This window comes from Sulfuriroseicoccus oceanibius (assembly GCF_010681825.2).
GTDB classification, from domain to species: domain Bacteria; phylum Verrucomicrobiota; class Verrucomicrobiia; order Verrucomicrobiales; family SLCJ01; genus Sulfuriroseicoccus; species Sulfuriroseicoccus oceanibius.
In genome coordinates, this window is record NZ_CP066776.1 from 1,355,399 (window position 1) to 1,374,515 (window position 19,117).

The window sequence follows — 19,117 nt, forward strand, 5'->3', positions numbered from 1 at the left end:
TGGTGGATGGCTGCGTTGCGCTTGGGCGTTGAGGCAGAACGGCAGCTCCCCTAGGGGGAATGGATGATTTATGGGTTGTGGCGGGGGATTTTGCCGAAATGCGTGTGGGTGGTGGTTTGGGCGACGTCGATGGGTAGTTTTGCCCCCGTCTATGAGTAGTCAGGCTCCAACTGCAGAATCCATCGAGCGCCGCCCGGGTGGGCTTGAGGTGATGGTTCTGTTGTGCGCGATTGTCGCGGCGATGGTGTTGAGCGTGGTGCTGCGTGTGCAAGCCGAAGAGGCGGCACAAGAGAAAGGCCTGCGGTCAGACGGAGTGGACTATTTTGATGAAGGAACTGAGCAAAGGGAAACGATGCTCAAGCGGCTGGGGCGGAGTCAGGATGTCGTGTTGATCGGCAACTCCATGCTCGGTTCGCGGATCGATCGTCATTTGTTGCGTCAGGAAGCGGCACCGCTCCGTGCGGATCTTTTGAAGGAGGGGAACACGTTCAGCCTGGTGTGGTATCTGACGCTGCGCGAGGTGTGCGCGACCTCTGAGGCCAAGCGGCCGAAAGTGGCGGTGATCTTTTTCCGCGATCGCTTTCTGACGTGGCCGGGCTTCCGCAGCAACGACAATGGGATTGCCTTTGCCGAGGGGCTGGCTGGCGGTGGTCCGTTGTCCGAGGAGGTGATGCGTCGTGTGGACGGCACGCTGGGGGATGCCAATGCGCTTGAGAGTTCGCTGGCTTATTTGAAATCACCTTCCGATGCAGCCGTGACCCGCGTTTCCGACTGGGCACTGGACGCCACGCGGTTGGCGCATGGCAAAGAAGAGCGGCGCGAGTACATGAATGAGCGCTTTTCGCTGGGGAACCTGCGCCACGATCTGCCTGCGGACGTGGGCTCCGAATTGCTCACCGATGGCGAGGTGATGATGAACGGTTACACCACTCCGGAGAAGTTCGCCGATGCGTTGGAGGGATCGTTTCTGCCGGCGATGGTGGAAATGGCGCGCGAGGCCAATGTCCAGCTGGTGTTCTTCCGTGTCATGCGGCGCCCGGAAAAAAATGGGATGCCGGAGCAAAGTGAGTCGCTGGATCAGTATTTGAGCGACTTGCGTGCCTATGCCGGGCAGCAGGGCGTGCTGCTGATTGACGAGAACGACACGATGCCATTCTCAGTGAGCGATTATGCCGACGGCGACCACGTCAGCGACGAGAGCCGGCCTGCGTATACGCGCTGGTTTTGGCAGACGCTCGAGTCCGTGCCGGGTGTGCTGTGACGCGCGGTTGCGCCAAGGTTACTTCACGTAACGTTCTTCGTCGTCGATATCACGGCGTAGTTGGTACTTTTTCGCCCTTGAATGTTTGTCTCGCTTGGTGCGGCGCTCGATGGTCATCTGGCGCTTCTTCCGGTTGGCTAGCAGCGTGGCGATTTCCTCGTCGAGTTTGAGGAACCCTTCAAAGCGGGCCGGGTCGAGATCACCGCGCTCCAGGGCTGCGCGGATGGCACAGCCTTTGTCCGTGCCGTGTTTGCAGTCGTGGAACTTGCATTGCTCCGCCAGCTTGGAGATGTCTGCAAAGCGGTCGCGCAGCGTGGTCTCGTCCGTCCACATGTGGACTTCGCGGATGCCCGGGTTGTCGATCAGGATGCCGCCGTCATCGAGCACGATGAGTTCGCGTGCGGTGGTGGTGTGGCGTCCCTTTCCGGTGAGTTCGTTCACGTCGTCGGTCCACTGGTAGTCTTCGCCGAGCAGTTGGTTGGCGACCGACGACTTGCCCACACCGCTTGACCCGATGAGTGTGATCGATTTGCCGGGCGCCAGATAGGAACGCAGAGCCTCCAGTGCGGTACCTTCGACGACGCTGGTGATGTGTACGTCGGCATCCGGGTTGAGCGCCTGGATGGCATCGGCGGCCTCGCGGCAGTCATCTTCGTCGAACAAATCCGCTTTGTTCACCAAAACGACAGGGTGCGCCTTGCTGCGCCCGATCAGCGCAAAGTAGCGCTCCATGCGGCGCAGGTTGAGGTCGGGACCCGGATCGGTGACCACGGCCACGACGTCGACATTGGTGGCGATGACTTGTTCTTCAGTGCTCTTGCCCGATGCCTTGCGCGAGAGACAGCTTTGGCGGGTGAGGCGGCCGCGGATGACGGCTTCCTTTTCCGGGCTGAGATCCAGCGCCACCCAGTCGCCCACCGCAGGCAGTTCCGCGTCGCACTCGGCGTCGTGGTAGACCTTGCCGCTCATGATGGCTTCGCGCTCTTCGCCGTCGGCCATCAATGCGCCATAACTGATCTTATTGTCGCGGATCAGTCGTGCGGGAGTCAGCCCTTCTTTGGCGTAGGGCTTGAACTCTTTGGCGAACTGATCGTTCCATCCGAGGTCTTCGAGAGTCATGGCGTTGGATCTGGTGCGGGGAAGCGGGAAGTTCCGGTCTAGTCGAGCAGGCGCACCTTGAACTCATCTTTGGGTTCCACCGAGAGCACGAACTGATAGAGCAGTTCGATGGTTTTCTCGATGTCCTTGATGTGCGCGGTTTCCACCACCGAGTGCATGTAGCGCAGCGGCAGCGAGATGAGCCCGGACGGGATACCGTTTTTGATGTGGTAGATCTGGTCGGTATCAGTTCCGGAGTAACGGGACGACGATTCGTGCTGCAGTGTGACCTGGGATTCTTCGGCGACCTGCATCAGTCGCTTTACGACCTCCGGGTGGTTGCACGTGCCGTGGGAGATGCTTGGTCCGCCGCCCAGGGTGACCGATCCGTGGATCTCCTTCGGGATGCCGGGAGTGTCCGTGGCGTGGGTGACGTCGAGCACGACGGCGACATCAGGTGAGATGCGGTGGGTGGCCATTTTCGCGCCGTAACCGCCGATTTCTTCCTGCACGGCATTGACGGCCACGATGTTGGCCTTCGGCTTTTTCTTGCCTTCGGCGAGCTTGCGCATCACTTCGGCGATGATGAATCCACCAACGCGGTTGTCGAGAGCACGGCCCATGACCAGGTTCTTTCCGAGCATTTCCGGCCCGTCGATGTAGACGGCCGGCACACCGACGCGGATGCCGAGTTCTTCGACTTCCTTCTTCGAGGTGGCGCCGACGTCGACATAGAGTTCGTGGATCTTCGGTGCCTTTTCGTTGCCGAGGTCCTTGCGCAAATGGATGGCAGTGTTGCCGATCACTCCGCGGACGGTTCCTTTGTCGCCGAAGATGTCAATGCGGCGGCCGCGTCCGGTGGCGGCATCCGAGCCTCCCACCAGGTCGATGTGGAGGAACCCGTCGTCGGTGATGTATTTGACGATGTAACCGATTTCGTCGGCGTGAGACTCCAGCATTACCGTCGGCGCGTCCTTGGCCGATCCGTTGATTGTTGCCCATGCGGTGCCGTAGGTGTCGGACTCGGTGGAGTCCGCGAACTGGGCAATGTGCTTGAGCCACTTGCGCTGGCCCGGAGCTTCGAAGCCGGTCGGGGAGGGCGTGGCGAGAAGGTCGAACAAAAAGGATTGGCTGGATTTTTTCATGGCAAATTAGAGTCAGTGTCGTTTCGACGACCGGGGAGACGGGAACTCGATCTCAGGCGGCACCGTGGACGGGGTCAGAGGTGTGTTCAAGTCGTGGATTTCTCCAGGTGATTCGAGGTTCGGGTGGTAGATGCGGGATTCGCGCAAATGATAGCTGGCCGCGAGTCCTGCTCCGTAGAGTGCGCCGCAGATGGTGAGAACGGTCAGCGGGACCCACAGTTTCTTTTTGAGCGGGAGGGTGGCGGCGGCGAGGAACGCCAGCCCGCTGATAGCATAGTAAATCCAGATCACCTTGGAGAACGCTGTGGTGATCCCTTCGATCTCGGATGCGAGGTGGTGGTCGTGGGATAACTGCAGCTCCGGAATGATTTCGGTGCGGATGGTCAGGTACGGAAAGGCCGCACCCGCACAAAGCGCGGTGAGCACCAGTACCACTGCCAACGCGACCTTCTGCCGCAGTACCATGCAAAAGAGGGCGAGGATGCCGCACAGAAGGAGTCCGTGGACGAGCAATGGGTGAAGCACCAGATGGAGGTATTCCGGTGTCTTGAGTTGCTCGATGAGGATCGGGAGTTGGTCAAACATGGCAGTGTGGTGGCTATGTTATTGGAGGGGCTTCTGGTTGCGGGAGGTGCGCCACAGATTCAGAGCGCCGACTAGGATGAGGGCGGATGGGATGATGAACGTGAGCGAGCGGAGCAGCATTTCGTCCGTGGCGCTGAAGGAATCCGGGCCATCGAGCGACGGTGCGGCGAAGCGCGCCAGCCCAGTGTAGAGATTGTCGCGGAAAAAGCACAGCACGGCCAGTCCGGCGATGACGAGTAGGTAGCTGTGGTATTTGATCATCTGGGCAGTGGGTTAGAGCAATTCCGGTTGGTCTCCGAGGACGCGGCGTGGGGGCTCCACGCCGATTTTTGTGTACGCTGCAGGCAGGGCCACGCGGCCTCTCGGAGTGCGGGCGAGGAAGCCTTGCATGATCAAGTACGGCTCGTTGACTTCTTCAAGCGTTGAGGCGTCTTCGCCTACGGCTACGGCGACCGAGCGCAGGCCAACGGGGCCGCCTTCAAACTTGTGGATCACGGTTTCGAGGATGCGCTTGTCCATTTCATCGATGCCGTCGGCGTCGATGTCGATCATGCCCAGAGCCTGGTCGGCGACTTTTGCGGTGATGGTGCCATCGGCACGGACCTGGGCGAAGTCGCGTGCCCAGCGCAGAAGCGAGTTGGCGATCCGCGGGGTGCCGCGTGAACGACGCCCGACCTCCAACGCTCCGCCGGGCTCGATCTCGACGCCGAGGATGCCGGCGCTGCGGGTGACGATGCCGGCGAGCTGCTCCGCGGTGTAGTAGTCGAGGCGGTTGACCAGCCCGAAGCGCGAGCGCAGCGGCGCGGTCAGCATGCCTTGGCGGGTGGTGGCTCCGACCAGCGTAAAGCGCGGCAGTTGAAGCTCGATCGAGCGGGCATTCGGCCCCTGGTCGATGATGATGTCGATCTTGAAGTCCTCCATCGCTGGGTAGAGGTATTCTTCGATGCTCGGGTGAAGGCGGTGGATCTCGTCGATGAAGAGCACATCACCTTCTTCCAGATTGGTCAGCAGACCCGCCAGATCGCCCGCCTTTTCAATCTGCGGGCCGGAGGAGGTGTGCAGCTTCGCGCCTACTGCGTTGGCGATGATGTTGGCCAGCGTGGTTTTACCCAATCCCGGAGGGCCGCAAAGCAGGACGTGGTGGAGTACGTCGTCGCGCATCTTCGCGGCCTCCACCATCAGCATCAGCCGCTCTTTGATTTTGTCTTGTCCGGAGAACTCGTCGAAATCCGGTGGGCGCAGCGATGAGTCGAAATCGTTGCGTGGTTCGGAGAGCGTTTGTTGGAAATAGTTGTCGGACACGGAGTAGGGAATCGGAATGGCGGGGGCTTTCGAGCCCTCACTGAATACGCGACCAGCGCAATCCCGTAAAGGTGAAAGGTTTCGGCGAGACCTGAGCTGCTAGGATCCCTGCCTTTACTCTTGACGCTATTGGCAATCACTTGTTCCATGCCTGTCACATACCGCGCCGGAGCTTTTCGGTGGGGTGTTCTATCCATCGCATCACTACAGTTAGTATATTGATTATGAATCCATTGTTCCCCTCGCGCCGACGAACGTTGGTAACGACTCGTCGGGTAGTCGCGAGCATGTTGTTGGTAACCGCGGCGGCGGTGACATCGCCGGTCATTGTTTCCACTGGATTTGCCCAGGAGCAGATCGAGGAGCAAAAGGTGACTGCGGTTGATATCCGCTTCCAAGGTCCTGAAACGGTTGCCAAAGAGCGCCTGCGCGGAATGATCGGCGTGGCTCCTGGCCAGACCTTCGCAATCGACCGAACCGAAGAGGACATCCGCACCATGATTGAAAGTGGTGAGGTGGAGAACGTGCGCGTTCTGACCGATGACTTCCAAGGCGGTCTGCGCGTGATCTACGTGGTGGAAACCCGCAGCGGTCTGGAGTCGGTGGACTTCGTGGGTAACACGGTTTTGGATAACGAAAAGCTGCGCAAGCAGGTGGAGATCAATGCCGGCGAGAAGCTTCGCGATGCGGAGTTGGTCGAGGCCAAAGAGAAGATCGTCGATCTGTATATCAAGCGCGGTTACTCCGATGTGAGTGTGACCTATCGAGTGGAGCCATCCGGCCGCGATGGGTTTGATTCCGTGACCTTCTTCATCGAAGAGGGCGGCAAGGGCTTTGTGCGCAAGATTCAGTTTGAAGGGAACACCGCCTTCAAACGCCATGAGCTGCGCGACGTGATCGAAACCACCGAGAAGGGGTGGCTTTCATTTGTTTCCGGATCGGGCAAGATTGATAAGTTCCAGCTGCAGGAAGACATCCGCTTGATCGAGGGCGCCTATCAGGATGCCGGTTATCTCCGTGCACGCGTGGTCGATGTAGAGCGCGTGCCGGTCGACGACGAGAAGGTGGATCTCATCTTTAAAATCGAAGAGGGCGACGTCTACACGGTGAGCGACATCAAGGTGGAAGGTTTGCGGATCTTCCAGCCGGGAGAAATTACACCAGACTTCCTTCAGACCACAGGCGTTCCTTACTCCGCCAAGAATGTGGCGGCGGACCAGAAGCTGATCGGCGATTACTACGGCTCCCGCGGTTACGCCGATGCGAATGTTGAGGTGATCGTGCGCGAAGTGGCTCCACAGGAAGTGTCGATTCTCTACTCGGTGACCGAGGGTGAGATCTCCTATGTCGGCCGCGTGGATATCAGCGGCAACGTGAAGACCAAGGACAAAGTGATCCGCCGCGAGCTGACACTTCTTCCTGGTGATGAACTCAACACAGTCGAGCTCGCTGTGAGCCGCGCGCGTTTGATGAACACCGGCTACTTCTCGAATGTTACGGTGCAGCCTACCGTTTCCAGCGAGGAAGGGTTCCGCGACATCAGCGTCAACGTCGACGAGCAGAACACCGGATCGGTGAGTGTGGGTGTGGGCATCAGCTCCATCGACGCAATTGTCGGTGGCATCACCTTGTCACAGACCAACTTCGACCTGCTCGGCTGGCCAAACTTCACCGGTGGTGGCCAGCGCTTCCTGATGGACGCCCGCATCGGTACCGAGCGCTTTGACATGAGCCTCGCGTTGGAAGAACCCTACTTCCTCGATCGCCGCCTGGCGCTCGGTGGCGAGGCGTACTTCCGCGACTTGCTCTACCTCTCGGACGACTACGACCAGCGTGAGTTCGGCGGCAACCTCTACCTGCGCAAGCCAATCACCGAGTTCTCGTCGCTCAAGCTCGAGTACACACTCCAGCAGGTGGAGATCCGCGACATTGATAACAATGCCTCGGACATCATCCGCGCTGAAGAAGGTGAGTTCCTCCAGAGCCGTCTCGGTCTCGGCTACATCCTCGACACCCGCGACAGCATCCAGCTTACCCGCCGTGGTCACAAGATCTCGGCCCAGGTTTACGGATCGGGGAACTTCCTCGGCGGCGACGTCGATGACTGGGGCTTCCAGCTCGACGGCCTGAAGTTCGTACACTTGCCATACGACATCATCTTCAGCCTCCAGGGGCAGTTGGCGGTGGTCGACGGTGATGACGTGCCGATCTTCGATCGTTTGTTCCTTGGTGGTGCCCGCAACCTGCGTGGTTTCGACTACCGCGATGTGGGGCCGAAGGATGAGAACGGCGAGCCAATCGGCGGCCAGACCTCGCTCTTTGGTAGCGCTGAAGTGACCTTCCCTCTGATCGAGAGTGTGCGTGGTGCGGTCTTCTACGACATCGGTGTGGTGAGTGAAGACTCGTTCGACTTCGGCGGTGATCTGAACTCCAACGTGGGTGTGGGTCTGCGCCTGAACCTGCCAATCGGTCCGCTTGCTCTCGACTTCGGTATTCCAATCCAGTCCGACGAGTTCAACGACTCGAACGGAAAGTTCCAGTTCAATATGGGCTACAAATTCTAAGTTTGGTGACGCTTCCCCCGGCGGCGAGTCCCCGGGGTGAAAAATCACCGATTTAGAGCTTGATCCCAGCGATCAAAAGTTTGTTGATCTAGCCATCAACCGCGGGGCACTCGTAGAGCGGGTGCCCCGCTTTAGTTCACCGATTCATTAAATAACAAAAGAACCCTATGATTCGTAAATTCATCGTAACCCTCGTGCTCGGCGCCATGGCGCTCGGAACCGCTGCGGCCCAGGACCTCAAACTCGGCGTTGTCGACATGCGCCAGGTGATTGAGAATTACTACAAGACCAAGCAGGCACGTATCGACCTCAACGAGCGCCAGACCGAGATCCAGCGCGACCTCGACCTGCGCCGCGCCAAGCTTCGTGACCTCGCCAAGCAGCTCGAAGAACTCAAGAAGGACTTCCAGTCGGCCGAAATGAAGCCTGAGTTCCGCCGCATCAAGCAGGAGGAATACGAGCAGAAGTTCCAAGACGCACGTGCACTGGAGAAGGACATCGAAGTGGTGACCAACCAGAAACGTCGTCAGCTCCAAGCTGAGCTTGAGCGTATGTTCCGCGGCATCCGTGACGAAGTGCAGAACATCGTCCAGGAGCGCGCCAAGGCAGACGCTTATGACCTTGTGTTCGACAAGTCGGGTGTGGGTCTCGGTGGTACGCCGCTGATGCTTTACTCGAAGGACGCAACCGACTTCACCGAAGCGGTGCTCTCCGAGTTGAACAAAGACGCACCAGCCGAGTTGCTCGAAGAAGCCAAGGAAGCAGCTGCGGAAGCTGCCGAGTAAGGCGAGCGATCAGACTCTCTATCAAACGGCCAGTCCCACACCGGGGCTGGCCGTTTTTTTATGTGAGGGGAAGGGGGGGCATCCGCTAGTGGCGGGCGTTTCTTGGAGTGCTGTGAGAATCACTGCTTTCGATTGCAGGCGAAGCCGGGGGGGATGGCCACAAAGAGCACAAAAAGCCACGAAAAGTAGAGGCCATCGCTGGTGCTGTGTTCTTAGACGGGATCCACATGACTTTCCGCGAGCTGGTCAGCAATGCATCAACACCCATTAGGTCGCTGATGCAGCCGACTCGCCATCACTGCTCCAACTCATCCTTCCCATCGCTATTACTTTGGGAGTGGCTGTTGTTTGATCCATTCGATTGCCTGATCGATCACCGCTGGAGGTGCTACTACATGTCCTCCAGGAAACGAGATGTGCTTTGCCTCCCAGCGATACCGCTTCAGCGCTTCAATATCAGACTGAACCCATGCGTTTGCCCCTTCGTCTTTGTCGCCATTGACTATCGCGACAGCCATACGTTTGGGATACTTCCTGCTCTGGTAATCAGAGCCTCCCAACCATCCTCCGAATGCGATAATTCCGGCAAATTGGACATCTATTCGACGGTGCGCGATGTCGTAGCAACGCATGGCCCCTCCTGAAGCTCCGCTCAAATAGACGCGCTCCGGATCATGAGGAACCTCTGCAGCCACATCAGCCAATATCTCGTCTTCAAGCAGCAACTCGAGCTCGCGATTCCCCATGCTGTTCTTGAGTTTGTCGCACCCCACCACGATCCACCCTGCCTTTTCTGCTGACTCGCGGAGCTGGCCGAGGATGCCTCTGCCATTTCCACTTGGTGAGAACCCGTAGATCATCGGAGGAGGTTGATCAAAATCAAAGGAGGTTGGAACGTACACGTGATAGGTCACGCGGTGGTCACCCTTGGTTGTGCAGCTGACCACTTCCCCCGGCTTCCACCTCTCTCGCATCGCTGCGCGTTTCTTTTCCGCAGCTAGCTCCGCGGCCTTCTGGTCGGCCAGCTCTTTTTCCTGTGCCTTCTTATACAGCTCTCGAACCAATGTCTGGTCAGCGGCGGAAAGATTTTCAAAGGGAGTGGCGACTTCCTTTCCGCCAGCCAGCTTGAGCCATACCCGGCCGCTCTCAACTTTTACGAACTCGGCATCCACTGTCCGATTGTCCTGCGACGTCCAGGTTCTCATCTCAGCCGACCAAGCGAATGTCGACAGGCAGAATAGCAGGGGGAAGGTACGAATTGGCATGCCAATTAAGAGCGTGTCTTAATTGTGTTAGGTAGCGAAAAATAGGAGGAAATAGATTTGGGCTGAGGGTGTTTGGAGTGCAGTGAGAATCACTGCTTTCGATTGCAGGCGTAGCCGGGGGGAGGCACAAAGAGCACAAAAAACAACGAAAAGTAGAGGCCATCGCTGGTGCTGTGTTATCAGACAGAATCCACATGAATTTCTGCGAGCTGGTCAGCAAGTCACCAGAAGCCTCAAGGCCGCACCTGCGTGACGCTGGGGCGGACGTGGGGAATGCCTTGTCGGTGAACGGTCGAGCGGGTAGAGTGTCGCGGATGGTTAGAAGATATGCGCGTCCCACATGGCACTTAGGTGTCCTTCTGCTTCTTCTGTTTCCTTTGTGGGTGAATGCTGAGCAGGGCGACGCTCGGGCAGACTACCGGTATGAAACCGCTGCGGAGAGGAAGGTTCGGAAGGGTAAAATTCGTCTACTAGAAGAAGAGTTCCGGAGGAAGTATGGGATGGGGAGCGAGGAATACACTCGTAAGAACTGCGAGAGTTCTTTGGTGCAAAGCGGCGGGCAGCTTTCGGCGTCATTAGCAAATTACATGATTAGGTACCTCTCTAATGTCGATGACATGCGAAGCCTGACGCGTGTGGCTGTGCCTGGCCTGAAAGCAATAATTGCAGAAGGAACCGCGAGCCCGAGTCAGATGTTATTGGTAAGTTTACACATTGGCGAACACGGGATGCGTGATGCTTTTGAAGAGGGGAGATCTGTAGTGAACGCGTCTCAGGAATGGGTTGGTATGGGGGGTATCTATGGTGAGCGTGATGAAAGGCGTGTGGAGAAGTCCGTATTTTATGATATTGCTTTAAATTCCGAGGAAGGAGGGGGGCTTGTGGAAAAGGTGCGATTAGATAAGCGTTTGTCTTTCCGCGCAGCAGTAGTTCGTTCAATTCGTTTTTTGCGAAGCGATGAAGTGTTGGGAGCGGTTGTTGATGAATATCTCTCTGATGAGAGAGATGTTGTGCCGGCGTTTCCTCATTCCGACGGCAAATATCTTCGTGTGTGTGATATAGCAGCGCATGAACTTGAAATCATGTTTGGTTTGGAGGGTGCTAAAGGCGGGGGGAGATCTATTAGTAGGACCGCTTCTGAGCGCGAATCCCTTCGCGACCTCTATGAGGAGGCGAGGGCTGGGAATCGAAAGAACAATGCCGATGTCGAACAACAGGGAGCAATGAGAGGTGGTCTGGGGACACTGGATTTCGAGGCAGATGCGAATCTTGATGATGATAGCGGACTGCTGGATGGAGGGGCTAGTGGTGTTCCCATGTGGGTCTGGTGCGCTGCGGCGATTTTGGGCGCGGGCTGTTATATCGTTGTGCGCGTCACAAAGGAGAGGTAGCGAATTGGGTTAAAACCGGGACGGGCCTGAATGGCGCTAACTTAGGGTGCCAGGTCGTGTCGGGAGCGGCCATCGGGGAGGGGGCTGCGCCTTGGCGTTATCGCACGCTCGGCCGGGGATTGGTGGGTGTATTTCCCTAGGGTGGCGCTCGCCAGAGGCTCGCTGACCCTAGGCTGTTATGAGACGCGCTTTCAGCGCGGAATTTACGACGCTGGGGGCTAATTGAGCGCCGTTCCTGACAGGCATTTTCAGGGGGCTGATGATTGGGGGAGTTGAGGCAGAATGGTGTTGGTGGGGACTGGGCGGTGACCTGCGGTGTCGCTTAAGCCGTGCGGGCTTTGTTGTGCCCAGAAGGTGTGGGGATTCGGGCAGAACCGCGTGGAATTCGTCCATTTGTGCGAGAATCCGCGGGGATCGGTGGAGGCGGGCTGAAATGGCTTGCCGATGAGCTGTCGGGTGCGCAATGTGTCGCGGATGGTTAGGAAATGATGCATGTCCCCGTTTTATTGGCTCGAAATGATGAGTAGTGTTTTTCGTTTAATGGTGACCCCCATGCTTGTTCTGGCTCTGCTTTCTTCTTCTTGTGGTGGAAGTGGTAATAGCGAGAAGGTGACGGAGCGTGATTTATATGTCGTAAATGGAGCCTCAGGTTGGACTAGCGAATGGTGGGTGAACGGTGAGCCGGTTTTCGTAGGGTGGGGCCAATACGGGAAGGACATATCCAAGTTCGTTGGAGATGGTGAAAATTTGATCCGGTTAAAGGCCTCTCCTCTTCGAGAGAATGTCGGCTCTGAGCCTGAGTTCAGACTAGTTCGCAGTAAAAGTCTGTTTAAGCAGGGTGAGCTCCTACATGCGTTTTCGAGAGAGGGCGACGACTACGTACCATTTTCGATGAATCTATTAAGTGGTAGGAGTGTCATGTGGCGGGACGGTGAGGTTCTGTCCGATATACCCCAGGCTGAGCTGTCGGCTGTGGCAAACTATGCATTGAGTTGTGTTGCGGGCGGGGCGGATGAGAGGCGGGATGTCAATCTTGTGGAGTGGGATGCAGGGGCGGAAGGTTTTGGCGAGCTGTTGCTGGTGGATGCTCAAGTGGCTCCGATGGATTCTTATTGTCTGAGGGTCGGAAGTAAATTGTGCTTAGTCTGGTCTGATCGTGGCGCTTTGTTGCGTGGAAGTGTTGAAATGGAAGGTGGTGGTAAAATGAACGTTTTTGTTGAGTTTTTATATATCTACAAGAAAGGTGGCGTTTGGTTCGTTTTGTTTGCGTAGAAAGTAGAAGTAGTTAAAACTGGGACTGGCATTTTCTGGGGGCTGCTGATCGGGGAAGTTGAGGCAGAGTGGTGGTGTTGGCGGGGACTGGGCGGCGATCTATGCGGGCTCACTTAAGCCGTGCGGAATTTGTTGTGCCCTGAAGGTGTGGGGATCCGGGCGAAACCGCGTGGAATCGGTCTATTTGAGGGAGAATCTGCGGGAATTGGCGGAGGCGGAGTGAAATGCCTTGCCGATGAGCAGTCGGGTGTGCAGAGTATCGCGGATGGTTAGAAATTATGCATGTCCCGAATTACTTTATATTAACGATCCCTGTCTTTTCTGTTGCGCATCCGGCAGGGCGTTTGGGTCCAAGTGTTACTGAGAATCCTGGGGGCGGATTTTGTCTTTTTCGGTGTAGTTTTTAACTTGGGCTTCTATGATGAAATTTGCTGCTGGTCTGTTTTTGTCGTTAATATTGTCTTCATGCGTTGTCTCGCCGATTACTAGAGTTGACGTATACAACAGTGACGGTGCCGCAAAAGACGGATATGAAATTAAGATATACCCTTTGAGAAGGGGGGATTTGCTTTGCGATGTTGCTTCGACCGACGGCCTTCAGAAGGAGGTGATTTCAGCTCTGATTATAGGTGTTGATGGGGATGTTCATGAGGTGTCTGTTGTTGATTCCAATGATCCTAGTGGTGATGAGTATGCTGAATATAGAGAGTATATCGACTTGTGGGATCAGTATGATTCAAGATGGCGCAGGTACATCTTGAGATCTAGTGCCAGATTTTTACAAGGTGGTCAGGCTTGCCAAATTGTGCTGAAGCTGAGCGATGGCTCTGTACTTAGGAGGCAAATGACGAAGTACACTCGGTTGGGAACGCCGCTATAGGAAATGACGCCATGCATCAACTAGGGTAAGGGTAAAACCGGGACAGATAAAACCGGGACAGATAAAACCGGGACAGATAAAACCGGGACAGATAAAACCGGGACAGATAAAACCGGGACAGATAAAACCGGGACAGATAAAACCGGGACAGATATGGCTTGCCGATGAGCTGTCGGGTGTGCAGAGTGTCGCGGATGGTTAGAAATGATGCGTGTCCCGGTTTTGATTACCCTGTGCGAGCGCCAGTGGTTCCACCTCCGATGAAAACTCCATGGTGGCATTTCATTCCGTTGCCGCTGCTCCTTCCTGTTGAGTTTATCGAGCACCCGTTGGAGCGAATGCGCAGGTGCAATCCAGAACAATATTATGGATAGATATATTGTTGCGATGTATCAATAATTGTAAATATTTCGCGATGAGTGATTGTAGGCTGATATTGTCCGACCTCTTGCTAAGAGGTTTCGTGGCGTTCGGGGGGCTCAAGCTTGAGGACAGTAATTCTTTCCGGGGAGTTCATTTTTCTGGTGCTAGGTCAGACGAGTTAAAACAACTGGAGTCCTTGGTGTTTGATGCTCTTCAGGCGTCAAAATTTTGTCGGACGTTGCTAGGGAAGGGTTCTTTGAATGTCGTGTGGGTGAGTATTCCTGTTAGGGCAAAGGTTGATCCTGATTTTGTGTTTTTGTGGAACGGAATTGATAAGGTTGATCCTGATGGTTTATTTTGGGCTGTTGTTGAAGGGTTGGTTTATCAGCGATGGATACGGATGGGGGTCAAACATCGTTCAAAGGCAATTTCTCGGGTACGGGCGTATGTTCTTCGAAAGGCAGGGTGGGAATTGAAATGACTGCAGGTGTCAAGTGAGCCCGAGAACCCGATACGCCGGTTGGCAGAATAAGCCGCGTAAAACAAGGACAGGCATGAATGGACATAAAACCGGGACAGGCATTTTCTGGGATCTGAAGGGCGGTTTCGGGCGTTATCGTTTACATGACGACGGCAAGATCCCTAGTGGTTCGCGATGACGAGGACACGTTCTACCATTAACTGCGCTCCGCTTCGTTCATGCTCAGTGTGGTTTCCTCCTCCGGAAACCAGAGGCAAGGTGCCGCTTGCGCGGCGAGGCATTGCATCAGCCGCTGTGTGCGACGGGCGTATCTGTGTGGCGTGGATGCCACGTCGGGACGGGATTTCAGCCACCTGCGGCAGTGGCAGGTTGAAGGCTGGAAGGTGGCGGCAGATACGTTTGCGTTGGTTGGTTATTGGGTGTTAGGTGGCTGTTGTGAAAGGAATGTGCAGTTGGATGATCGGCCGGTTGTTTCAGGCGCTCTTGGTTGTCGTTGTTGTTGCCGGTGATGTTTGGGCAGGAGCGTTGACTTTTGAGTCTGCTGTGGTTGAGGTTTCGGTAGAGCCCGACAAGAATGAGGTGAGTGTGTGTTTTTTGCACGAGAACCAGACGGGGGGCCGGTAGATGTGGTGGAGTTCCGCACCGGATGCGGGGCGTGTCTCAGTGTAGGGCCGAAGCGGATGGTGGAGTCTGGCGGCAAGGGGCATGTGGATGCACTGTTCAAGGTAGGGAGCAAGAGCGGAGCGGTTGAGAAATCGGTGACCGTGGTGATGGCGGATGCTTCTGGTGCTCGCTCCGAGCAGGTGTTGACCTTGCGTGCGGTGGTTCCCGAGTTGGTGGTGGTTTCGGAGAAGAAGCTGCAGTGGCGGGTCGGGGAGGCGGGCGTCACGCGGTCCGTGGAAGTGACGATGGATTGGGAGCGACCGATCCGTGTGATGGCTGCGACATCCACCAGGAAGAACATGGAGGTGAGCGTGGTGGAGGTCGTGGCGGGGCAGCGATACCGCATCGATGTGACTCCATTGGAGCTGCAGGGGGCTCAGCTAGGGATGATCCGGATCGATACGGATTGCCCGATTGAGAAGTACCGCAAGCATGTGATTTTTGCTCAGGTCACGCGATGAAGCGATTGATTGTTCAATTGCTGGCGCTGAGTGTGGCGGTGGCGGTCGTTGCGATGCTGGTGCGGATGGTGCATCCGGATGCGGCGGAGTTGGGGGAGGCGCTGACCAAGGCCGATCTGGGTGAGGGAGAGATTTTGGCCCGCGATGCCCTGGCAATGGATAAACTGCTGTGGGTGGATCTGCGTCCGCACGCGGAGTATGAGCGCTTTCATGTGGACGGGGCGATCAATGTGTCGGTGCTGGAAGGCGATGATTTGTTGGACGCGTTCTTTGAGCAGCAGATGGAAGGGGTGGATCTCTATGCGGGTGGAGTGGTTTTGTATTGTGCGTCGACGGAGTGTGGAGAGAGCCACAGGGTGCGCTCGGAGTTGGAGGAGCTGGGGACGGGAATGACGGTGTACGTGTGAGAATATGGACAGGGATGAGTGGCACTAATTTACGGTACCTGTTCGTGTCGGGAGCGGCCATCGGGGAGGGTGCTGCGCCTTGGCGTTATCGCACGCTCGGCCGGGGATTGGTGGGTGTATTTACCTAGGGTGGCGCTCGCCTGAGGCTCGCTGACCCTAGGCTGTTATGAGACGCGCTTTCAGCAACTCTGTTTCTAATTTTGTTTTATCGGCTCGAAATTGGGGTCGGAAAGAAGGCGGTTTACGAGTCTGACAAGCTTTCGGATCACGGCGGTGATGGCGACATGATGAGGTTTTCCTTTGGCGATCAGACGGCCATAAAATTCCTTCAAAATCGGGTTGTGGTTCGTGGCGCATAGAGCAGGCATGTAGAGGCTGCGCCGGAGTAAATGCCTTCCTCCGCGGACGTGCCTCTTGCCGCTATGAGTGCCGGTGTCTTTGTTGAATGGCGCAACTCCAACTAAAGCCGAAGCCTGGTTGTCGGTGATTGCGCCCAGTTCTGGCATTTCAGACAAGAAGACCGTGGATGCAGCCAGACCAAGTCCTTTGATCGACTCGATTTTGCGCTTCTTCTCACGCAGCACGGCGTCTTTCGCAATGAGTGTGTCGAGTTGCTTTTGGCAACGAGCAATCGCTCGCTCAAGGCTTTGGATTTGGGTCTTGAGCTCCTTCTTCACAAAGCTGTCGGTGACCTTTTGAAGGGCCGTTTTCTGAGCTGCAGCTTGGCGGGTGAAACGATCCTTAATCCTGGCGATCGCTGACATCTTCTCCTGCAGAGCTGTAGGTTTTACGCGGGATGCCGGGGTGATCGACTCTCCGAAGCGAGACAAGACCGTGGCATCCATCGCGTCAGTTTTCGCTGAGATTCCCATGGCCTCGGCAAATGCTCGTGCTCGCTTTGGATTAACCAGGCTGATGGGAATGTTTAGCTCCAATGCTTGAGCGAGGAGGCACTTTTCATAGCCACCGGTAGGCTCACAGATGATGTGGATTTCGTCCTGTTGTTTGGATAGCTTGAGGAGCTCCGATTTTACCTTTGATGGAGTGTTGGGAACGGTCCAGGAGCGCTTTGTTTTGGGGTGATAAAAGTCGAGTTTATCTTTGCTGACATCGACGCCGATATAGTGTTTGTTCTGAGTGTTCATCTGTATTTCAACCTTGGATCTACGAGCTCTCGGGCTCTTGCAACTCTACGAACTGCAGATGGATTTGAGGGAAACAGGCCTCCTTGCTGAAAGACGAGTTCAAGGACTCGAGGAGGAACGGAGTGACTGTTTCAGCGATCGAGGTGGGGGTGGCCACCCCCACCTTGATCAACCTCCGGTTTCGTATGAAACCGATGGAGCTAGGAATAGCTCAAATTGACCAACCAAGCGCGGAATTGACGACGCTGAGGCCTGAGTTAGTGCCATTCGGGACAAGCATTTTCAGGTGGGCGGCTTGCGGGGCGGGGGATCGGTGGCGTTGGTTGGTGCTGCGGGGGGGGCAAGTGGTCGCTGCGCTCCGATGGTTTTGGTAGCCGGGTAAAATCCGGCGGTCCGTGGGGGCTTTGGGGGGCGGGTACAATCCGGCGGTCTGTATAGTGCTTTGGGGGGCGGGTGAAATCCGGCGGTCCGTGGGGTGCGCTTGGGTGGCCGGGGAACGAAAGACGCCCGCGCCGCAGAGCGGGGCGGGCGTTATGAATTTCTGGTAGCAGGAGGTGGTTATACCATTTAAACGGTCACCTTGGCGTAACCGATGGGGGGAGGAATATGGTGTGAAGAAAGTGATCTTGGCGGGATCTTTTTGAGTGATGCTGTGTTACTCACCGCTCAGGTAGCCCGCTAGCATCGCGGTTCGCGCCTTGCCTCACTCGAAAAAGCTCTCCGCCATTCCGCCAATTTGACCGTTCAAATGGTATTATGCTTTTTGGTCGAGCTCGGCGACGATTTGGCGCAGGCGGGTGAAGCGGGCGTCGGCGGCGAAGGTGGTGGTGGCTTTGCCCATGGCGACGAGTGAGTCGTCGGTGCGTTCGAGCGAGTCGATTCCTTCGTCGAGAGCGCTGCTGCCGACCGGGCCGATGAGCGTGCCGTGGTAGAGGGTTTTGGTTTCGCCGGCTTTGAGTGTGAGTTTGGTTGGGTTGCCCATGAGGACGGGGTGCTCGTCGCTGTAGTCGAGTCCGTAGCCCCATGCGCTGATGGCGCTTTCCACGCCGACGGCGAATACACGGTCGACTCCGCCGTCGTAGCTGGCCCATGGTTTGTAATTGCGCCCGCCGTACTGCAGCCAGAGGTGGTTGAAGTAGAAGGTGAACTCGCCCTCTGCCACGCTGGCCGGGCCGTCGAAGAACGTGAGGTAGAGGCTTTGTTGGTTTGGATTGACCACGCTCATCCAGCCGAGGTCGGCAGTTTGTGGGATGCGTCCGGTGAGGAAGTCGGTGAAGCCGATCATGCCGGGGACGACCGAGATGTCCGTGCTGCCGCCGTCTGCGGTGGGTGCGTCCTTGAGGCTGGAGAACTCGCGGTTGAGAGCGAGCATTTCGCGTTGATCCGGGTCGTGGCTGACGACGGGTGTGTGGTAGCGGTCGGCCGAGGCGGAGATGCGGCAGCCTTTTTCGATAAAGGGTTGGCCGGTGGTGTTGTGCCAGGCGCCGCCGAAGTCGAAGTCTTCGCCGCGGTCGTTGCGCATGCGCATGACCTGGTAGTGGACCGAGTGGCCGTCGAGGAGGATATCGAACTTCTCGTAGTGGATGTGTTCGGTTTCGGGGCCGCCCATGGTCGAATAGACGAAGCAATAGCCATCGCGGGTGCCGGATTTCTCAACCTTCCAGTCGAGCTGGGCGGTGTGGCCGCAGCCTGGGATCTCGTAACCGCGCTTGGTGGAGGGATTGCCGAACTGCGGGAAGCATGGGAAATTGCCGGCCAGTTCGTGGACGAGTTTGATCCCCCAATCCTGATGTCTTGCCGGATCGAAGCCGCAGGTGGTGCCGCGGAATGCCGGAATCAGGTGGGTGTTCACATATCCGTGTTGGTTGCGGTAGCTGAACTCCGGGGTCATGCCGCCGAAGTCCTCGACCACGACGCGGACGTCGCCATTGGTCAGGACGCTGGCGGCGCGACCGCAGAGATCGGTGATGCGTTGTACAGAACAAGTGCTCATGGATGATAGGGGGGGGATTAGGGCGCCCCTACGGGGCTTGTTAATGGGGTGGGCGC

The 19,117-nt window shown here is 56.7% G+C and carries 17 protein-coding genes; 9 read left to right on the forward strand and 8 right to left on the reverse strand.

All coding sequences use genetic code 11. The features are described 5' to 3' along the window. The first annotated feature begins 151 nt into the window (after positions 1-151). Positions 152-1,261, forward strand: a complete 1,110-nt coding sequence (locus G3M56_RS05350) for a hypothetical protein (RefSeq protein ID WP_164364223.1) — start codon at positions 152-154, stop codon at positions 1,259-1,261. An 18-nt stretch (positions 1,262-1,279) separates the two neighbouring features. Here G3M56_RS05350 and rsgA read toward each other — a convergent pair whose 3' ends face one another. The 5 genes from rsgA to ruvB are packed head-to-tail and all read right to left on the reverse strand — an operon-like array spanning position 1,280 to position 5,391. Beyond that, on the reverse strand, positions 1,280-2,380 hold the full coding sequence (gene rsgA, locus G3M56_RS05355; RefSeq protein WP_164364225.1) for a ribosome small subunit-dependent GTPase A: 1,101 nt from the start codon (positions 2,378-2,380) through the stop codon (positions 1,280-1,282). Between the two features lie 38 nt (positions 2,381-2,418). Next, entirely contained in the window at positions 2,419-3,504 is a 1,086-nt protein-coding gene (locus G3M56_RS05360) for a M42 family metallopeptidase (protein ID WP_164364227.1), read from the reverse strand. A gap of 12 nt (positions 3,505-3,516) precedes the next feature. Next, on the reverse strand, positions 3,517-4,089 hold the full coding sequence (locus G3M56_RS05365; RefSeq protein ID WP_164364229.1) for a hypothetical protein: 573 nt from the start codon (positions 4,087-4,089) through the stop codon (positions 3,517-3,519). Positions 4,090-4,107: 18 nt separating this feature from the next. Further along, positions 4,108-4,350, reverse strand: a complete 243-nt coding sequence (locus G3M56_RS05370) for a hypothetical protein (RefSeq protein ID WP_164364231.1) — start codon at positions 4,348-4,350, stop codon at positions 4,108-4,110. 12 nt (positions 4,351-4,362) lie between these two features. After that, complete coding sequence (gene ruvB, locus G3M56_RS05375) at positions 4,363-5,391, reverse strand: Holliday junction branch migration DNA helicase RuvB (RefSeq protein ID WP_164364233.1); 1,029 nt, start codon at positions 5,389-5,391, stop codon at positions 4,363-4,365. Between the two features lie 224 nt (positions 5,392-5,615). On the opposite strand from ruvB, the gene bamA reads away from it, so the two are divergent. Further along, positions 5,616-7,955, forward strand: coding sequence for an outer membrane protein assembly factor BamA (bamA, locus tag G3M56_RS05380; protein WP_164364235.1), 2,340 nt, complete (start codon positions 5,616-5,618; stop codon positions 7,953-7,955). A gap of 167 nt (positions 7,956-8,122) precedes the next feature. Continuing rightward, positions 8,123-8,740 (forward strand): OmpH/Skp family outer membrane protein, encoded by a 618-nt coding sequence (locus G3M56_RS05385; RefSeq protein WP_164364237.1) that lies wholly within the window; start codon positions 8,123-8,125, stop codon positions 8,738-8,740. A 326-nt stretch (positions 8,741-9,066) separates the two neighbouring features. Here G3M56_RS05385 and G3M56_RS05390 read toward each other — a convergent pair whose 3' ends face one another. Then, positions 9,067-10,005 (reverse strand): SHD1 domain-containing protein, encoded by a 939-nt coding sequence (locus G3M56_RS05390; RefSeq protein WP_327786998.1) that lies wholly within the window; start codon positions 10,003-10,005, stop codon positions 9,067-9,069. Positions 10,006-10,388: 383 nt separating this feature from the next. Between G3M56_RS05390 and G3M56_RS05395 the strand changes: the two genes are divergently transcribed. The 6 genes from G3M56_RS05395 to G3M56_RS05420 all read left to right on the forward strand — a co-directional run bounded on the left by G3M56_RS05395 (position 10,389) and on the right by G3M56_RS05420 (position 15,923). After that, positions 10,389-11,396, forward strand: coding sequence for a hypothetical protein (locus tag G3M56_RS05395; protein ID WP_164364242.1), 1,008 nt, complete (start codon positions 10,389-10,391; stop codon positions 11,394-11,396). Positions 11,397-11,912: 516 nt separating this feature from the next. Continuing rightward, positions 11,913-12,668, forward strand: coding sequence for a hypothetical protein (locus tag G3M56_RS05400; RefSeq protein ID WP_235203602.1), 756 nt, complete (start codon positions 11,913-11,915; stop codon positions 12,666-12,668). 418 nt (positions 12,669-13,086) lie between these two features. Further along, positions 13,087-13,548 (forward strand): hypothetical protein, encoded by a 462-nt coding sequence (locus tag G3M56_RS05405; RefSeq protein WP_164364245.1) that lies wholly within the window; start codon positions 13,087-13,089, stop codon positions 13,546-13,548. Between the two features lie 436 nt (positions 13,549-13,984). Continuing rightward, complete coding sequence (locus G3M56_RS05410; RefSeq protein WP_164364247.1) at positions 13,985-14,392, forward strand: hypothetical protein; 408 nt, start codon at positions 13,985-13,987, stop codon at positions 14,390-14,392. A gap of 587 nt (positions 14,393-14,979) precedes the next feature. Further along, on the forward strand, positions 14,980-15,516 hold the full coding sequence (locus tag G3M56_RS05415) for a DUF1573 domain-containing protein (RefSeq protein ID WP_164364249.1): 537 nt from the start codon (positions 14,980-14,982) through the stop codon (positions 15,514-15,516). Further along, positions 15,513-15,923, forward strand: coding sequence for a rhodanese-like domain-containing protein (locus tag G3M56_RS05420; protein ID WP_235203603.1), 411 nt, complete (start codon positions 15,513-15,515; stop codon positions 15,921-15,923). The genes G3M56_RS05415 and G3M56_RS05420 overlap by 4 nt, the downstream gene beginning before the upstream one ends. 194 nt (positions 15,924-16,117) lie before the next feature. Here the strand turns inward: G3M56_RS05420 and G3M56_RS05425 are convergent, their stop codons facing one another. Together G3M56_RS05425 and G3M56_RS05430 are read right to left on the reverse strand one after the other, a co-directional pair. Next, positions 16,118-17,068 carry an IS110 family RNA-guided transposase gene (locus G3M56_RS05425; protein WP_164365767.1) on the reverse strand — a complete coding sequence of 317 codons (951 nt, stop codon included), beginning with the start codon at positions 17,066-17,068 and terminating at the stop codon, positions 16,118-16,120. 754 nt (positions 17,069-17,822) lie between these two features. Then, positions 17,823-19,061, reverse strand: coding sequence for an aldose epimerase family protein (locus G3M56_RS05430; RefSeq protein ID WP_164365724.1), 1,239 nt, complete (start codon positions 19,059-19,061; stop codon positions 17,823-17,825). Positions 19,062-19,117: the final 56 nt, after the last annotated feature.

Excerpts from the sequence above, each read along its gene's own strand:
- G3M56_RS05360 (WP_164364227.1), bottom strand. The coding sequence starts at position 3,504 with ATGAAAAAATCCAGCCAATCCTTTTTGTTCGACCTTCTCGCCACGCCC.
- bamA (WP_164364235.1), top strand. The coding sequence starts at position 5,616 with ATGAATCCATTGTTCCCCTCGCGCCGACGAACGTTGGTAACGACTCGT.
- G3M56_RS05430 (WP_164365724.1), bottom strand. The coding sequence starts at position 19,061 with ATGAGCACTTGTTCTGTACAACGCATCACCGATCTCTGCGGTCGCGCC.
- G3M56_RS05405 (WP_164364245.1), top strand. The coding sequence starts at position 13,087 with ATGATGAAATTTGCTGCTGGTCTGTTTTTGTCGTTAATATTGTCTTCA.
- G3M56_RS05420 (WP_235203603.1), top strand. The coding sequence starts at position 15,513 with ATGAAGCGATTGATTGTTCAATTGCTGGCGCTGAGTGTGGCGGTGGCG.
- rsgA (WP_164364225.1), bottom strand. The coding sequence starts at position 2,380 with ATGACTCTCGAAGACCTCGGATGGAACGATCAGTTCGCCAAAGAGTTC.
- G3M56_RS05390 (WP_327786998.1), bottom strand. The coding sequence starts at position 10,005 with ATGCCAATTCGTACCTTCCCCCTGCTATTCTGCCTGTCGACATTCGCT.
- G3M56_RS05400 (WP_235203602.1), top strand. The coding sequence starts at position 11,913 with ATGATGAGTAGTGTTTTTCGTTTAATGGTGACCCCCATGCTTGTTCTG.
- G3M56_RS05370 (WP_164364231.1), bottom strand. The coding sequence starts at position 4,350 with ATGATCAAATACCACAGCTACCTACTCGTCATCGCCGGACTGGCCGTG.
- G3M56_RS05425 (WP_164365767.1), bottom strand. The coding sequence starts at position 17,068 with ATGAACACTCAGAACAAACACTATATCGGCGTCGATGTCAGCAAAGAT.
- G3M56_RS05350 (WP_164364223.1), top strand. The coding sequence starts at position 152 with ATGAGTAGTCAGGCTCCAACTGCAGAATCCATCGAGCGCCGCCCGGGT.
- G3M56_RS05385 (WP_164364237.1), top strand. The coding sequence starts at position 8,123 with ATGATTCGTAAATTCATCGTAACCCTCGTGCTCGGCGCCATGGCGCTC.
- G3M56_RS05365 (WP_164364229.1), bottom strand. The coding sequence starts at position 4,089 with ATGTTTGACCAACTCCCGATCCTCATCGAGCAACTCAAGACACCGGAA.